This window comes from Stenotrophomonas nematodicola, assembly GCF_009467805.1.
Classification (GTDB): Bacteria; Pseudomonadota; Gammaproteobacteria; order Xanthomonadales; family Xanthomonadaceae; genus Stenotrophomonas; species Stenotrophomonas nematodicola.
The window spans coordinates 690,868-706,867 of record NZ_WIAY01000002.1; the positions used below are offsets into that span (position 1 = coordinate 690,868).

Sequence of the window (16,000 nt, forward strand, 5' to 3'; positions counted from 1 at the left end):
TGGTCGGCGCGCAGGATGCCCCATGTCTGCCCCGCTACCCCCGTCGTCGCGTACCCGCCGTCTGTTCAAACCGCTGTTGCTGCTGGCCGTGCTGGCCGTCGCCGCGATCGCCTGGCGTGTGTTCGCGCCGGCACCGGCGGACAAGGCCGCCCCTGCCGCCGCTGCCACCCCGGTCCGCGTGGCCACGGTAGTGCGCGAGGACCTGGTGGTGCGGTTGAAAGCGCTCGGCACGGTGACCCCGCTGCACACCGTGAGCCTGCGCAGTCGCGTCGAGGGTGAACTGCTGCGGCTGACGTTCCGCGAGGGCCAGCACGTCAACGCAGGCGATCTGATCGCCGAGATCGACCCGCGCCCCTACCAGGTGCAGTTGGCGCGTGCATTGGGCACCCAGCAGCAGAACCTGGCCGAGCTGGACAACGCCCAGACCCAGCTCAGACGCTTTGTCGAACTGCAGAGCAAACACTTCGTCTCGGCGCAGGAACTGAGCGACCAGCAGAGCCGAGTGCGCCAGCTGCAGGGCCGACGTCAGACCGACCAGGCCGCCGTGGACGAAGCACGTCTGCAACTGCAGTACACCCGCATCACCGCGCCGGTGGCCGGGCGCATGGGGCTGCGCAACGTGGATGTGGGCAACCTGGTGCGCAGCGGCGACACCGAGCCGCTGGCCACCATCACCCAGACCATGCCGATCAGCGTGCTGTTCACCGTGCCCGAGCCGGACCTGCCGGCAGTGGTCGCCGCGGTGCGCACCACCCCCCAGCTCACCGTGGAAGCGTGGGACCGCGAAGAACGCCAGGCGCTCGGTGACGGTGTGCTGTCCAGCCTGGACAACCGCATCGACACCGCCACCGGCACGCTGAAGCTGCGCGCGCAGTTCGCCAATGCCGACGAAACCCTGTTCCCCAACCAGTTCGTCAACATCCGCCTGCAGGTCAGCAGCAGCGACGCGGTGGTGATCCCCAATGCGGCCGTGCAGTTCGGCAGCAAGGGCACCTATGTGTATGTGATTGCCGCCGATGACACCTCGCACCTGCGCAACGTGGTGCTCGGCCCCGCCGACGGCGAGCGCGTCTCGGTCCGCGAGGGGCTCAGGGCCGGCGAGCGGGTGGTGGTCGAAGGCATCGACGGTCTGCGCGAAGGCGCCAAGGTGGAGGTGGTCGCGCAGGACCCGGCACGGACCGGCGCATGAACCTGTCGCGTCCCTTCATCGAGCGCCCGGTAGCCACCACGCTGCTGATGGTGGCGCTGCTGCTGTCCGGGATCATGGCCTACCGGCTGCTGCCGGTGGCCGCACTGCCACAGGTGGACTACCCGATCATCCAGGTGACCACGCTGTACCCGGGCGCAAGTCCGGGGGTGACCACCCGCGCGGTCACCGCCCCGCTGGAACGCCAGCTCGGGCAGATTCCCGGCCTGAAACAGATGTCGTCCACCAGCTCCGGTGGGGCCTCGGTGATCACCCTGCAGTTCTCGTTGGAGGTGGTGCTGGGCGTGGCCGAGCAGGAAGTGCAGGCCGCCATCAACGCCGCCGACAGCGTCCTGCCCGATGACCTGCCGGTGCCGCCGGTGTACCGCAAGGTCAATCCGGCCGACACGCCGATCCTGACCCTCGCGGTGACCTCGCAGGGCCTGTCGCTGCCGCAGGTGCACGACCTGGTGGATACGCGCATGGCGCAGCGGCTGTCGCAGCTGCCCGGGGTGGGCCTGGTCAGCCTGGCCGGCGGCCAGCGTCCGGCGGTGCGGATCCAGGCCAATCCGTCCGCACTGGCCGCCAACGGCCTGAGCATGGCGCACATCCGCCAGGCGATCGGCGCAGCCAACGTGAATGTGCCCAAGGGCAGCTTCGACGGCCCGACCCGCGCGATCATGCTCGATGCCAACGACCAGATGCGCTCGGTGGCCGAGTACCGTGCGCTGATCCTGGCCTACAAGGACGGCGCGCCGCTGCGGCTGGGCGATGTGGCGACCATCGAGGACGGCGCCGAGAACCGCCAGCTCGCCGCGTGGTCGGGCACCACCCCGGCGGTACTGGTCACGATCCAGCGCCAGCCCGGCGCCAACGTGATCGCCGTGGTCGACCAGGTGCGCGCGCTGCTGCCGCAGTTGCAGGCCTCGCTACCCAAGGGCGTGGATGTGACGGTGATGAGCGACCGCACCGAGTCGATCCGCGCCTCGATCCGCGGGGTGCAGCACGAGCTGCTGATCGCGATCGCGCTGGTGGTGATGGTCACCTTCGTGTTCCTGCGCAACATCCCGGCCACGATCATCCCGTCCATCGCGGTGCCGCTGTCGCTGGTGGGCACGTTCGGGGTGATGCTGCTGGCCGGGTTCTCGCTCAACAATCTCACCCTGATGGCGCTGACCATCGCCACCGGCTTCGTGGTCGACGATGCGATCGTGATGCTGGAGAACATCGCCCGGCATCTGGAGCGCGGCGAGACGCCCCTGCAGGCCGCGCTCAAAGGCGCGCGACAGATCGGCTTCACGCTGATCTCGCTCACCCTGTCGTTGATCGCGGTGCTGATCCCGCTGCTGTTCATGGCCGACGTGGTGGGCAGACTGTTCCATGAGTTCGCCATCACCCTGGCGGTGGCCATCGGCATCTCGCTGCTGGTCTCGCTGACGCTGACCCCGATGATGTGCGCACGTCTGCTCAAGGCCGGCCACGCCACGCGCCGCGACAGCGACGGCCGCGAATCGGCGCAGCAGGGCGATCCGTTCGACCGCGTGGTCGCCCTCTACGACCGCCAGCTGCGCTGGGTGCTGCAGCGCCAGCCGCTGATGCTGGCCGCCACGGTGGCGACCCTGCTGCTGACGGCGGTGCTGTACCTGTGGGTGCCCAAGGGCTTCTTCCCGGTGCAGGACGCCGGGCTGATCCAGGGCATCAGCGAAGCCCCGCAGTCGATCTCGTTCCAGGCGATGGCGCAGCGGCAGCAGGCGCTGTCCTCGGCGCTGCTGGCCGACGAAGACGTGGCCAGCCTGTCCTCGTTCATCGGCGTGGACGGCAACAACGCCACGCTCAACAGCGGGCGGCTGCTGATCGAACTCAAACCGCATGCGCAGCGCGATGCCGATGCGCAGGCGATCATCGCGCGGCTGCAGCAGCGCGTGGCGCATGTTCCGGGCATCCGCCTGTACCTGCAGCCGGTGCAGGAGCTGGGCATCGAAGACCGGATCAGCCGTACCCAGTACCAGTTCACCCTGACCAGCCCGGACAGCGATGCGCTGGCCGTGTGGACGCCCCGCCTGCTCGCCCATCTGCAGCAGGCGCCTGCACTGGCCGACGTGGCCAGCGACCTGCAGGACCAGGGCCTGCAGGCGCACGTGCTGATCGACCGCGTGGCCGCCGCGCGCCTGGGCATCGGTGTGGATGCGGTGGCCGATGCGCTGTACGACGCGTTCGGCCAGCGCCAGATCTCCACCATCTTCACCCAGGCCAACCAGTATCGCGTGGTGCTGGAAGCGCGGCAGGACGCCGCGTTCGGGCCCGACGCGATCGCGCGCCTGCATGTGACCGGCCCGGACGGACGGCAGGTGCCGCTGGCCGGCATCGCCCGCATCGAGCAGCGCCCGGCGCACCTGCTGATCAACCACGTCGGCCAGTTTCCGGCGGTGACGTTCTCGTTCAACCTGGCCGAGGATGCCTCGCTTGGCGAAGCGGTCGCGGCGATCGACGGCGCACGCGCGGCGATCGGCCTGCCCAACAGCGTGGAGCTGCGCCTGCAGGGCGCCGCCGATGCGTTCCGCGCGTCGCTGTCGAGCACGCTGTGGCTGGTCCTGGCGGCCGTGGTGGTGATGTATCTGGTGCTGGGCGTGCTCTATGAGAGCTTCATCCACCCCATCACGATTCTCTCCACCCTGCCCTCGGCCACGGTGGGCGCGCTGCTGGCGCTGCTGCTGAGCGGCCGCAGCCTGGACCTGATCGCGGTGATCGGCATCGTGCTGCTGATCGGGCTGGTGAAGAAGAACGCGATCATGATGATCGACTTCGCGCTGGAGGCCGAGCGCGAAGCCGGCCTGCGCCCGCGTGAGGCCATCCACCAGGCGGCGCTGCTGCGCTTCCGCCCGATCCTGATGACCACCCTGGCTGCGCTGTTCGGCGCGATCCCGCTGATGTTCGCCAGCGGCTCCGGCGCGGAACTGCGCCAGCCGCTGGGCGTGGTGATGGTGGGCGGGTTGATCGTCAGCCAGGTGCTCACGCTGTTCACCACGCCGGTGATCTACCTGTTCTTCGACCGCTTCCGCCGTCGCCCCGCCAGCGCTGCCGATACCGCCGAGGCGCAGGCGTGACACCGCTGTCGCGCGCGATCGGCTGGTTCGTGCAGCACCCCGTCGCCACGGTGCTGCTGTCGGTGGCGGTGGTGCTGGCCGGTCTGCTCGGGCTGCGCCTGCTGCCGGTCGCGCCGCTGCCACAGGTGGACTACCCGGCCATCAATGTCAGCGCCAGCCTGCCCGGGGCCAGCCCCGAGTCGATGGCCGCCAACGTGGCCACGCCGCTGGAGCGCGCGCTCGGCACGATTCCCGGGTTGACCGGGATCGATTCGGCCAGCACGCAGGGCTCCACCCAGGTGGAGCTGACGTTCGCGCTGGGCCGCAACGTGGACGATGCCGCGCGCGATGTGCAGGCCGCGATCAACGCCGCACGCGCGCAGTTGCCGAGCGGCATGCCGGGCATGCCGCAGTACCGCAAGGTGAATCCCTCGCAGGCGCCGATCCTGGCGTTGGCGCTGAGCTCGGACAGTCTCTCGCCAGGCCAGATCTACGATGTGGCCTCGACCGTGATCGCGCAGAAGCTGGCGCAGATCCCCGGCGTGGGCGAGGTACAGGTGGGCGGCAGTTCGCTGCCGGCGGTACGCGTGTCTCTGGACCCCAACGCGCTGAACCAGTACCGCATCGCGCTGGACGATGTAGCCGCGGCGATCCGCAATGCCAATGCGCTCAAACCGCTCGGCATGATCGCCAGCCGGTCGCGGCAATGGCAGCTGGAGGCAACCCTGCAGCTGCGCACGGCTGCCGAGTACCGGTCGCTGGTGGTCGCCATGCGTGACGGCAGGCCGGTCCATCTGGGGGACGTGGCGGCGGTCAGCGAAGGGGTCGAGGACCGTTACGCCAGCGGCTTCCACAACGCACGTCCGGCGGTGCTGCTGATTGTGAGCCGCCAGCCGGATGCCAACATCATCGAGACCGTCGATGCTATCACCGCGCAGATGGATACCCTGCAGGCACTGCTGCCGGCCAGCATCGACATGCAACTGGTGATGGACCGCTCGCCGGTGATCCGCGCCACCCTGCGCGAGGCCGAGCTGACCCTGCTGCTGGCGGTCGCGCTGGTGGTGCTGGTGGTACTGGCCTTCCTCGGCCACTGGCGCGCGGCGCTGGTGCCGGCGCTGGCGATCCCCGTGTCGCTGCTGGGCGCGCTGGCAATCATCGCGCTGCTGGGGTTCTCGCTCAACACACTGTCGCTGATGGCGTTGATCGTCGCCGCAGTGCTGGTGGTCGATGACGCCATCGTCGTGCTCGAGAACATCGCCCGCCATCGTGAGCTCGGCGCGTCACCGCTGCAGGCCGCTTTGCGCGGTGCCGGCGAGGTGGGCGCCACGCTGCTGTCGATGAACATCGCGCTGGCCGTGGTGTTCGTCTCGATTCTGTTCCTGGACGACTTCGTCGAGAAACTGTTCCGCGAGTTCTCGTTGACCCTGGTCGCCGCGATGGGCGTATCGCTGCTGGTGTCGCTGAGCCTGACCCCGATGCTGTGCGCGCGCCTGCCCGGGCAGGCGCGGCCTGGCCCCGGCATCGGACTGCAGCGTGCGGGCACCGCGCTGTTCGAGCGCCTGCGCAACGCCTACGTGGGCAGCCTGCAGGCGATGCTCCGCTGGCTCGCGCTGCCGCTGCTGCTGTTTGCCGGTGTGATCGCGCTGAACGTGTGGCTGTTCCAGCAGGTGCCCAAGGGCATCGTGCCCAAGCAGGACACCGCGCAGCTGCGCGGCTTCGCGCGTGGCGACGACGGGCTGTCCTTCCAGGTGATGCAGCCCAAGATCGAGGCCTATCGCCAGCTGCTGCTGGCCGATCCGGCGATCAGCGACATCATCGGGTACATCGGCGGGCGCAGCGGGGTCAACAACGCCTTCATCATGATCAAGATGAAGCCGCTGGCCGAGCGCAGGGTGTCCAGCCAGCAGGTGATCGACCGCCTGCGCGCCAACATGCCGAAGATTCCCGGCGGCGGGATGTTCCTCTGGGTGGACCAGGACCTCAAGCTCGAGGGCAGCGGTGACAGCGGCCAGTACGAGCTCCAGCTCCTGTCCGGCGACCTGGCCGCGCTGCGCCAGTGGACGCCGCGGGTCGGCGATGCGCTGCGCGCCCTGCCCGAACTGGTGGACGTGGCGTCCAAAGGTGACGAGGGCATGCGCCAGGTGGTGCTGGACATCGACCGCGATGCGGCCGCCCGGCTGGGCGTGGACATGCGCATGATCGCCTCGGTGCTCAACAACGCCTTCAGCCAGCGCCAGGTGGCCACCCTGTACGACACGCTCAATCAGTATCGGGTGGTGATGGAACTGGACCCGCGCTACACGCAGGACCCCTCGACGCTGGAGCAGATCCACGTGATCGGCAAGGATGGCCAGCGCCTGCCGCTGTCGTCCATCGCCCGCTGGGACTACGGCATGGCACCGGACCGGATCTACCACAGCCAGCAGTTCGCCTCGGTCTGGATCGAGTTCGCGCTGGCCCCCGGCGTGAGCCTGGAGCAGGCGGTGAAGGCGGTGGACCGCGCGATGGCCGGGATCATGCTGCCTACCCAGGTGCAGGCGCGGCTCAGTGGCGAGGCCGGCGGCTTCGAGAAACTGCGCGCACGCCAGCTGTGGCTGATCCTTGGCGCGATGCTGGCGGTATACCTGGTGCTCGGCGTGCTGTACGAGAGCGTCGTGCAGCCGCTGGCGATCCTCTCCACCCTGCCCTCGGCCGGCGTCGGCGCGCTGCTGGCGTTGATGGCGTTCGGCAACGAATTGAATCTGATCTCGCTGCTCGGATTGTTCCTGCTGGTCGGGGTGGTGATGAAGAACACCATCCTGATCATCGACTTCGCGCTGTCGGCCGAGCGCGAGCGCGGCCTGTCGCCCTGCGATGCGATCTGCGAGGCCGCACGGCTGCGCTTCCGCCCGATCCTGATGACCAGTGTGGCCGCCCTGCTCGGTACCCTGCCGTTGATGCTGGCCACCGGCGAAGGCTGGGAGATGCGCCAGCCGCTGGGCATCGCCATCGTCGGCGGGCTGCTGGTCAGCCAGTGGCTGACCCTGTACACCACCCCGGCCATCTACCTGGCGTTGGCCCGGCTGCGACGCCCCGCGTAGCGCCGGGTTCTGCCCGGCGGCGTTCTGCCGTGACACACGCGCCACCACCGCCGTCGCATCGTCGTCGGACGATGCGACGATGCGGCGATGCCATGCTTCAGCGGGATCACCGTTGCCGGCGTCGCCCCACTTTCAGGCCGCTTCGCTGACCCGCGCGGCACGCCGGGCGCGGACCGCCTGCGCCAGCGACTCGAGCACGGCCAGGGAGCTGTCCCAGCCGATGCAGCCATCGGTGATGCTCTGCCCGTAGACCAGCGGCTGGCCCTCGACCAGATCCTGCCGGCCCGCTACAAGGTGGCTCTCGACCATCACACCGACGATGCGCTCTTCGCCGTTGGCCAGCTGCGCGTTGATGTCGGCGATGACCTTGGGCTGGTTTTCCGGATTCTTGCTGCTGTTGGCGTGGCTGGCGTCGATCATGATGCGCGCGGGCAGGTGCGACTTCGCCAGCGTCTGGCTGGTTGCCTCGACATGGGTGGCGTCGTAGTTGGGGGTCTTGCCGCCGCGCAGGATCACATGGCAATCGGGGTTGCCGGCGGTGGCAACAATGGCGGTGCCGCCTTCCTTGGTCACCGAGAGGAAGTGGTGCGGGTTGGAGGCCGCGCCGATCGCATCGGCGGCGATCTTGATGTTGCCGTCGGTGCCGTTCTTGAACCCGACCGGGCACGACAGCCCAGACGCCAGCTCGCGGTGCACCTGGCTTTCGGTGGTCCGCGCACCGATCGCGCCCCAGGCCACCAGGTCGGCGATGTACTGCGGCGAGATCACGTCCAGGAACTCCACGCCGGCCGGCAGGCCCAGCTTGTTGATGTCGCGCAGCAGTCCACGCGCCACGCGCAGGCCCTTGTTGATGTTGAAGCTGCCGTCCAGGTCGGGATCGTTGATCAGGCCTTTCCAGCCCACCGTGGTGCGCGGCTTCTCGAAGTACACGCGCATGACGATCTCCAGCGCATCGGCATACGCATCGCGCAGCGGCTTGAGGCGCTGGGCGTACTCGATGGCGGCCACCGGATCGTGGATCGAGCACGGGCCGATCACCACCGCCAGACGGTCGTCGCGGCCATGCAGGATCTCGTGCAGCGCGGCGCGCGAGGCGCTTACCGTGTCGGAGGCTTCATCGTCACAGGGCAGCATCGCCAGCAGCTGGGCCGGCGGGGTCAACGGTTCGATCTTGCGGATGCGCAGGTCGTCGGTGTGCGGGGGCATGGGGGAACTCCTTGGAAGGTGGGGGTCCCCAGCGCGGCGGCAACAAAAAAGCCGCCAGGTGCGCTGGCGGCTTTCGGGAATGCGTCTGAAGCTTTCTTCAGGGTGAGCGCATGCCTTCCTCCGCCGGTGGCTTCGGAAAGTAATACCAAAAGTAGGCATTGGCGGGGCGTGCGTTCATTGGGGACTAGTGATAACACAGGGTTTCAGGGCTGCCAACTGTTTCAAACGCAACTGGCGCGCCGCGTTCAGGCGTGGACGCGGTCGCATCGCGGCGGCTTACCCGGCCTTGTCCAGCAGGCGCAGCGCGCGCTTGCGCACGTATGCATTGGCCGCGCCGTCATGGCGTTCGGCCCAGGCCGCGCACAGCGATCGCACCCACGCCGGCTGGCTCTTGCCGGCGTCGTTCAACCAGTTGCCCACCGAGTCCTGCACGTAACGCGATTCATCGCAGCACAGCGCTTCCAGCAGCGGCTGCGCGTGCTGCGGTTCCTGCTTGAACAACGCGATGTGCGCGGCCCACACCCCGCGCGGACGCAGCGCTTCGCAGGCGAAACGGCGCACGTTGGGGGACGCATCGGCGGTCCAGCCGTGCACATGCGCCAGCACCCGCAGCGGCTCGGCGGCGATGTGCGGGCGCAGTGCGAGCCACGCCCATTCGCGCACGCCGAAATGCGGATCGTCGGCCAGCGCGCGCATCGCATCGAGCTTGTGCTCCAGTGTCAGGCGCGGGTCGCTGCCGATCAGATAGCAGGCCCAGCCACGCACGGTGTCGCTGGTATGGCGCTGCCAGTGCTGCGGATCGCCGAGCGCATGCGCGCGCAGCAGCGTCGCCGCGCCCTGCATGCGCAGGGTGATGCCGCTGTTGGCGGCCTTGCGCATGCTGTCCACGGCCGAGGCCGGCAGGGATGGGGCGACAGCGGCAAGCAGGCGGGCGAAATCCAGCGAGAGGATCTCGGCCAGATGCGCCGCTTCGACCCGGCCCGCATCCAGCTGGGCACGGCGCTCGCGTGACAACGGCGGCTTCTTCGTCATGCGATCTTCCCCGCATCGGTGCGTGCCCAGATGCGGCACAGCATGCCACTGAGCAGGCTGCGTTCCTGATCGCTGAGATCGGCGAACAGGCCGCCGATCCACTGCGTGTGCTGGTCGAACAGCTGCACCGCGAGCGCCTCGCCCGCAGCGGTGAGACGCACGTTGACCCGGCGCCTGTCGTCCGGATCGGGGTGGCGCTCCAGCAGCGCATCCCGCGCCAGGCCGTCGAGCAGCCCGGTGATGGTGGCGCGGGTCACGCCGGCGCGCTCGGCGAGCTGGTGTGGCGACAGGGGCTGCTCGGCCCCCTGGAGCAGGAACAGCAGCACGAAGCGGCCTTCGCTCAGCCCCAGCGGGGCCAGGCGGTGCGCGCAGTCCTGGTCGATCGCGCGGGACAGCGACAGCAGTTGGAAGCACTGGGTCAGACCCTCGTGCTCGGCGTGGCCACGGCGCTGCAGTTCGCTGAGAAAGGCCTGGTGTTTGGGTTCCAGCATGCGGGCACGGATCAAGTAATACGGCGGCTAACTATATCGGAAAGCACAGACGAACGATCAACCCGCCTCCCGGCCGGTCTACCAGCTGCAGTTGGCCACCGTGCTGACGCACCGCGCCCTGCACCACCGCCAGGCCCAGGCCGGTGCCGCCGGTGCTGCGGTTGCGCGAGGTTTCATGGCGCTGGAAGGGTTGCAGCAACCGCGCCTTCTCCGCCTCGGGAATGCCCGGGCCACGATCGGCAACGTCCACCCACAGCGCCTCCGCCGTGCGCTGGACGGCCACCTCCACCGCGCCGGCATAGCGCGCGGCGTTGTCGATCAGGTTGTCCAGCGCGCGCCGCAGGAGCAGCGCGTCGCCGTGCCAGGGTAGGTGCGCGGGCAGATCGGCATGGATCTGCACGCCCCGCAGGCGCGCGGACTGTACGCAGTCGTCCAGCAGCGCGCCCATCTCCACGGGCCGCATCGAGGCCGGCTCCAGTTCGCCGCGGGCGTAGTCGAGCACCTGTTCGATCATGGCGTTCATGCGCTCGATGTCGGCCACCATCCGCGCGGCCTGCGCAGGCGGTGCGGATTCCGCGCGCAGGCGCAGGCCGGTCAAGGGAGTACGCAGGTCGTGCGCCACGGCGGCGAGCATGCGCGTCATGTCCTGCGCCTGGTCGCGCAGGCGCTCGCGGCCGGCGTTGATCGCACTGGCCAGCACCTGGACCTCGCGCGGGCCATCATCGGGCAGCCGCGTCATCGCGTGCAGGGTCACCTCAGCGCTGGCATCGGCCAGCCGCCGCAGCGGACGCCCGATCCGACGTGCGGCCCAGGTCGCCAACGGGGCCAGCAGCAAGGTGCCGCCGAGCAACGCCAGCAGCACCTGCCGACGCCACGCGGCAACGTCGCTGACGTCGCTGCCCAGCACCTGCCAACGGCCGTCGGCGCCGCGCACGCCCAGTTCGAACGCCGGCCACTGCAGCGCTGCCAGCAGCGCGCCCTGCGTCCGTACCACGTCGGGGTCGGCGCTTGCGCTGACCGATGCACCGCGGGCGAACACCTTGATGTCCGGGGCTTTGTCGGCCCCTTTCCAGACCAGCCTGACGTGCTCGACCGGCTGGCCCAGCTGCTGGGCGGCCAACTGCGTCAGCCAGGGACTGGCATACCCGCCAGGCGGCACCTCGCGCAGGGTCACGCGCATCCCTTCCGGCCCTGGCGCGCGTGCGCCGCGCAGCACCTCCACGGCACGATCCAGCCGCATCTGCGGTGGCGCGGGCCGTGGCATCCAGCCGATCACGACCAGGCTCACCAGAGTGGCGAGCAGCAGGCTGCTCACCGCCAGCATCGCGATCCAGGCAGCCGTAGACCAGCGCCGGGTCACAGCGTCTCCACGGTGGCGTCGAACCGGTAGCCTTCGCCCCGCAGCGTGTGGACGAGCGCCTCGCCGCCGACAGCCGCCTGCGCTAGCTTGCGACGCAGCCGGCTGATGGCCAGATCCACGGCGCGGTCCACGCTGTCATGCGCGTCGCCGCGGGTGAGCTGCATCAGCCGCTCGCGATCGAGCACGCGGCCGGGACGCTCGGCCAGCGCCTGCAGCAACGCGAACTCGCCACGGCTCAGCAGCACTTCGGCGCCATCGGGCGCCCACAGACGACGCTGCTCCGGCAGCAGGCGCCAGCCGGCAAAGCGCAGCTCGACCACGGCCTGCCCCCGCAGTTTGTCCTGCCGGCGCAGCAGCGCGCGCACGCGCGCGATCAGCTCGCGCGGATCGAAGGGTTTGGCCAGATAATCGTCGGCCCCCATTTCCAGACCGATGACGCGGTCCGGCGTGGCCCCCATCGCCGACAGCATCAGGATCGGGATGGCACGGGCCTGCAGCCGTCGGCAGACCGACAGGCCATCCTCACCCGGCATCATCCAGTCCAGGATGATCGCGTCGGGGCGCTGGACCGCCAGCAACCGGTCCAGCGCCTGCGCATCGGCGGCCACGCGCACGCGGAATCCGTGCCCTTCCAGGCACTCGGCAAGGGCGTCGCGGATGCTGGTGTCATCGTCGACCACGATGATGTCGGCGGTTGCGTTCATGCGTGCAGTATCGGGCAGCTCTGTATCGGCACGGTATCAACGCGGACATTCCCGCGATACGGCAATGCGGGTCAATGACGCCTCCTTTCCACGGCGATTTCCCATGCACCCTGCCCTGCTCCCGCTGTTTGCCGCCACGGCCGCGGCCGTCCCCACCGCCCCGATCGCCCCCGCCGCGACAGCACCGGAACATGTGCTGCCGATGTGGATGCAGGCGATGCACCCTGCCATCGCCGTGCGCCTGGATGGACGCGCAGAGCCGCTGCGGTTCGTGGTGGACAGCGCCGCAGGAGCCACCCTGCTCGACAGCCGGATCGCCCGCCGCTATGGCCTGGAAGACGTCGGCAACCCGACCACCGGGCAGATCCGCGGCGCGTCCGACAGCAGCGCCACGGCGAACCGCATGCGGCAGGCCGACTGGGCGATCGGCAGCATGACGCTAAAGATCGTGGGCATGCACTCGGACCTGTCACGCCTGTCCGCGCCGGAAAAGGCGGTCACCGTTGACGGCATTCTCGGCAACGACCTCACGCGGCGCTGGGATACCCGCTGGGATTTTGCCGCGAAGGAACTGCAGTTGTGGACGGCCGGCCAGCTCGCCGGGGGGCCCCATTGCCAGACCAATGCGATGCCGGAACGACGTCGGGGTCTGGAGGGCTTCGGCTTCATCACCACCCGCCTGGGCGACGCCGGCATCGAGGCGATTGCAGTGGTGGATACCGGGGCCGCGCAGACCGTGCTCAACGCCGCCGCCGCGCAGGCCCTGGGGCTGCGCACTGATGGCAGTGATCCGCGGGTGGTCCCTCGCGAGAAAGGCACCGAGGGGCTGGGCGGGCAACCTCAGCCAAGCTGGCTGTACACCCTGCCCGCGCTGCGCAGTGGCGCGTGGCAGCATCCGGCCTTCGAGGTACGGATCAGCGCGCTGCCGGTGTTCAAGGCGATTGGACTGGAGGATCGGCCGGCGTTGATCCTGGGTGCCGACGCGATGCTCGACAGCCAGGTGGACATCACCGCCGGTGCGGCGCGCATCTGCCTGCAGCGCCCCACCGCCGGCTGAGGGCTGGCGATGGGGCCTGCGTGTTACCAGCGCACGGGCGCTGCGGGTGGCCCGTCATGCGAGGGGAACAGCGGCAGCACGTACTCGGCCAGCTCCTGCAGCACCTCTGCGGCGGGCCGCTGCGAGAACTGGATGCCGAGCGCGGCGTGGTTGACGCCGGCCCGTTGCCACTCGCCGAGCAGCTCGATCAGCCCGTTGCGGCCGGTCCGCAGCGTGTAGCCGCCATTGAGCGGGGTGCGTGGATGGTTCGGGTCCTCCACCAGATCCAGCCATTCATTGGTGACATGCGGCCGGAAACCACCGTCGGGAATGAGACGGCGCCACGCCCGGATCTTCTCCGCCAGACGCTGCGGCCCACCGGCATGGTGGGTCGCATCGGGATAGGTGAGCCAGCCATCGGCGTGCTGCCCCACCCAGTCGAGCGTCTGCCGGGAGGTACCGGTCACCAGCAGCGGAATCGCGCCGGCCACCGGTTTGGGCAGCAGTTCCACGCCCTGCAGCACGCCCAGCGGCGAGTCGATCTGCAGCGGGCCGGACTGCATCAACTGGCGTACGTAGGCGACCGACGCGGCGAAGCGCTCGCCGCGCGTGGCGTGATCCAGCCCATACGCGGGGAACTCGACCGGTCGATCCCCGGAGGCGATACCCAGCACCAGGCGCCCGCCGGACAGCTGGTCGAGGGTGGCCGCCGCCTTGGCCAGGTCGATCGGGTGCCGCAGCGTGAAAATCGCGCTGCCCGTGGCCAACGCCAGCCGCTCGGTACGCGCGGCAAGGAAGGCGAGATAGGTGAAGAGATCGAACACCTGCCCGGCGTCGCCGAACAGCGGATCGAACAGCGGCACGTCGCGCACCCAGGTCGCGGCGAAACCATCGCGGTCCAGTTGGCGCACCAGATCCGCCTGCCCGGCCAGCACCTGCATGTCGCCCTGGTAGACGCGCAGCGGCAGGAAGATGCCGAGGGTGAGGGCGCCCTCGCGGAACATGCGCTGGTAGCCGGCGTGGTGGACGAACGCAGGGGCGGAGGCGCCGGTCAGGGGCGCCGGCATCGCGGCGATATCGGTCAACAGCGTCATCGTTGGAACTCCTGGATCAAGGGCCGGTTGCCGGTTCGGGACGCTGTACGCCACGCTGCACCGCCGGCCGCTGCGACATGCGGTCATGCCACGCGCTCAGGTGCGGGTAGGCACTGAAATCCATGTCGATGATCCGCGCGATGTGGGTCCAGCCGTAGCCGGCGATATCGGCGATGGAGTACGTCTCGCCGGCCAGCCAGACATTGCCCGCAAGGCGTTGATCCAGCGTCGCGAAGAAGGCCGCGCTCAGGTTGCGGTAGCGCGCGATGGCAGCGGCGTTGGGCTGCGCGTCGAACATCTCGAAGTGCACGCGCTGGCCAAGGATCGGCCCGACGCTGGCGGACTGGAACATCAGCCAGGTGATGGCCGCCCAGCGCGCGGCGGGCGTGGGCGGCAGCAGGCGTCCGCTCTGCTCGGCCAGGTACAACAGGATGGCGGCGGACTCGAACACGGTGATGCCGGCCGCCTCGTCCACCAGCACGGGGATGCGGCCGTGTGGATGCAGTGCCAGGTAGTCGGGATGGCGATGCTCGCCCTCGGCAATGCGCACGTGGTGCAGCGTGTAGGGAATGCCGAGTTCTTCCAGCGCGATGGTGATCTTGAAGCCGTTGGGCGAACTGTCGGTGTACAGGTGCAGCGAAGCGGGGGACACGGCGGTCTCCTGTGGGGGAATGGACGGGGGCGGCGGCGTGCCGGGAAACGCAGCTGGACTAACTTCCCGCGTTTCAACATGATCGCGATGCTACGCAGCCCAATGCCTGCTGTAGAACGATTTATCCTGCCCACAAAAGAGAGAAAATCTAACGTCATGGGCGCTGTACTTCCGTTGCTGGCGCTGCGCGCCTTCGTCGAAACCGGCCGTCATGGCAGCCTCAAGGCGGCCGCCGCCGTCATGGGCGTCACCCCCGGTGCCATCAGCCAGCAGCTCAAGCTGCTGCAGGCGCGCACCGGCGTGGCGCTGTTCACGCGCACGCGCCAGGGAGTCGCGTTGACCCCGGCCGGCGCGCAGGTACATCCGGCGCTGCTGCGGGCGTTCGATCAGATCCAGGACAGCATGGCCGCGCTGGAGGCCATCCATGCGCGGCAGACACTGACCATCAGCACGGTGCCCGGTTTCGCTGCGTCGTGGCTGGTGCCGCGACTGGGGCGCTTCACCGAACGGCATCCGGACATCGAAGTGCGGGTGGAAGCCTCCTCGACCCTGGTGGACCTGCGTCGCGACCGCATCGACATTGCGATCCGTCACGGCCTTGGCGAGTATCCCGGGTTGGTCTCGCGACACCTGGCGGCCCCGGTGCTGCTGCCGGTGGCGTGCCCGACCCTGCTCGCCGCCGGGCCACCGATCCGCGCGGCAGTGGACTGCCTGCAGTACCCGCTGCTGCAGGACTCGGACCGCAGCGACTGGTCGCTCTGGTTCAGCGCGCTGGGGCTCCCGCCGGACCCACGCATCACGCGCGGGCCGGCCTTCGATGATGATGTGCTGCTGATCCGTGCCGCTGAAGCGGGCCAGGGCATCGCGCTGGTGCGCGACCTGTACGTGCAGGCCGACGTAGCCAGCGGGCGGCTGGCGATCGCGCTGGACCAGCCGTGGCCCACGCGGTTTGCGTACTACGCGGTCACCCTGCCCGGGGCCGAGGAGAACCCGGCCATCGCCGCGTTCCTGGGATGGCTGCAGGAGGAAGTCGAGGCGCCGGCGAGCGCGCGCTGAACGCCGCCCCGCGCGCA

At 69.3% G+C, this 16,000-nt stretch carries 12 protein-coding genes; 5 read left to right on the top strand and 7 right to left on the bottom strand.

Annotated features, from left to right (window positions below):
- Window positions 1-22: 22 nt before the first annotated feature.
- The 3 genes from GDJ08_RS10645 to GDJ08_RS10655 are packed head-to-tail and all read left to right on the top strand — an operon-like array spanning window position 23 to window position 7,352.
- Window positions 23-1,189 carry an MdtA/MuxA family multidrug efflux RND transporter periplasmic adaptor subunit gene (locus tag GDJ08_RS10645; RefSeq protein WP_153164838.1) on the top strand — a complete coding sequence of 389 codons (1,167 nt, stop codon included), beginning with the start codon at window positions 23-25 and terminating at the stop codon, window positions 1,187-1,189.
- On the top strand, window positions 1,186-4,290 hold the full coding sequence (locus GDJ08_RS10650; RefSeq protein WP_136004501.1) for an MdtB/MuxB family multidrug efflux RND transporter permease subunit: 3,105 nt from the start codon (window positions 1,186-1,188) through the stop codon (window positions 4,288-4,290). The genes GDJ08_RS10645 and GDJ08_RS10650 overlap by 4 nt, the downstream gene beginning before the upstream one ends.
- Window positions 4,287-7,352, top strand: a complete 3,066-nt coding sequence (locus GDJ08_RS10655) for an efflux RND transporter permease subunit (RefSeq protein ID WP_153164839.1) — start codon at window positions 4,287-4,289, stop codon at window positions 7,350-7,352. The genes GDJ08_RS10650 and GDJ08_RS10655 overlap by 4 nt, the downstream gene beginning before the upstream one ends.
- A gap of 132 nt (window positions 7,353-7,484) precedes the next feature.
- Here GDJ08_RS10655 and aroG read toward each other — a convergent pair whose 3' ends face one another.
- The 5 genes from aroG to GDJ08_RS10680 all read right to left on the bottom strand — a co-directional run bounded on the left by aroG (window position 7,485) and on the right by GDJ08_RS10680 (window position 12,145).
- Window positions 7,485-8,558, bottom strand: a complete 1,074-nt coding sequence (gene aroG, locus GDJ08_RS10660; RefSeq protein WP_153164840.1) for a 3-deoxy-7-phosphoheptulonate synthase AroG — start codon at window positions 8,556-8,558, stop codon at window positions 7,485-7,487.
- Between the two features lie 276 nt (window positions 8,559-8,834).
- Complete coding sequence (locus GDJ08_RS10665) at window positions 8,835-9,590, bottom strand: DNA alkylation repair protein (RefSeq protein ID WP_017356751.1); 756 nt, start codon at window positions 9,588-9,590, stop codon at window positions 8,835-8,837.
- Complete coding sequence (locus tag GDJ08_RS10670) at window positions 9,587-10,081, bottom strand: MarR family winged helix-turn-helix transcriptional regulator (RefSeq protein ID WP_026070877.1); 495 nt, start codon at window positions 10,079-10,081, stop codon at window positions 9,587-9,589. Before GDJ08_RS10670 ends, GDJ08_RS10665 begins: the two co-directional genes overlap by 4 nt.
- Before the next feature lie 31 nt (window positions 10,082-10,112).
- A complete protein-coding gene (locus GDJ08_RS10675; RefSeq protein WP_136004678.1) occupies window positions 10,113-11,405 on the bottom strand; it encodes a HAMP domain-containing sensor histidine kinase in 1,293 nt (430 codons plus the stop codon).
- A 32-nt stretch (window positions 11,406-11,437) separates the two neighbouring features.
- Window positions 11,438-12,145 (bottom strand): response regulator, encoded by a 708-nt coding sequence (locus GDJ08_RS10680; protein WP_136004508.1) that lies wholly within the window; start codon window positions 12,143-12,145, stop codon window positions 11,438-11,440.
- Between the two features lie 103 nt (window positions 12,146-12,248).
- Here GDJ08_RS10680 and GDJ08_RS10685 point away from each other — a divergent pair, with 103 nt between their 5' ends.
- Window positions 12,249-13,202: a retropepsin-like aspartic protease gene (locus tag GDJ08_RS10685; RefSeq protein WP_153164841.1), complete on the top strand. Its 954-nt coding sequence runs from the start codon at window positions 12,249-12,251 to the stop codon at window positions 13,200-13,202.
- A gap of 23 nt (window positions 13,203-13,225) precedes the next feature.
- Here GDJ08_RS10685 and GDJ08_RS10690 read toward each other — a convergent pair whose 3' ends face one another.
- Together GDJ08_RS10690 and GDJ08_RS10695 are read right to left on the bottom strand one after the other, a co-directional pair.
- Window positions 13,226-14,275, bottom strand: coding sequence for an LLM class oxidoreductase (locus GDJ08_RS10690; protein WP_206147326.1), 1,050 nt, complete (start codon window positions 14,273-14,275; stop codon window positions 13,226-13,228).
- A gap of 16 nt (window positions 14,276-14,291) precedes the next feature.
- Window positions 14,292-14,927, bottom strand: coding sequence for a glutathione S-transferase family protein (locus tag GDJ08_RS10695; protein WP_136004512.1), 636 nt, complete (start codon window positions 14,925-14,927; stop codon window positions 14,292-14,294).
- A gap of 156 nt (window positions 14,928-15,083) precedes the next feature.
- Between GDJ08_RS10695 and GDJ08_RS10700 the strand changes: the two genes are divergently transcribed.
- Complete coding sequence (locus GDJ08_RS10700; RefSeq protein WP_017356758.1) at window positions 15,084-15,983, top strand: LysR substrate-binding domain-containing protein; 900 nt, start codon at window positions 15,084-15,086, stop codon at window positions 15,981-15,983.
- The last annotated feature ends 17 nt before the right edge of the window (window positions 15,984-16,000 follow it).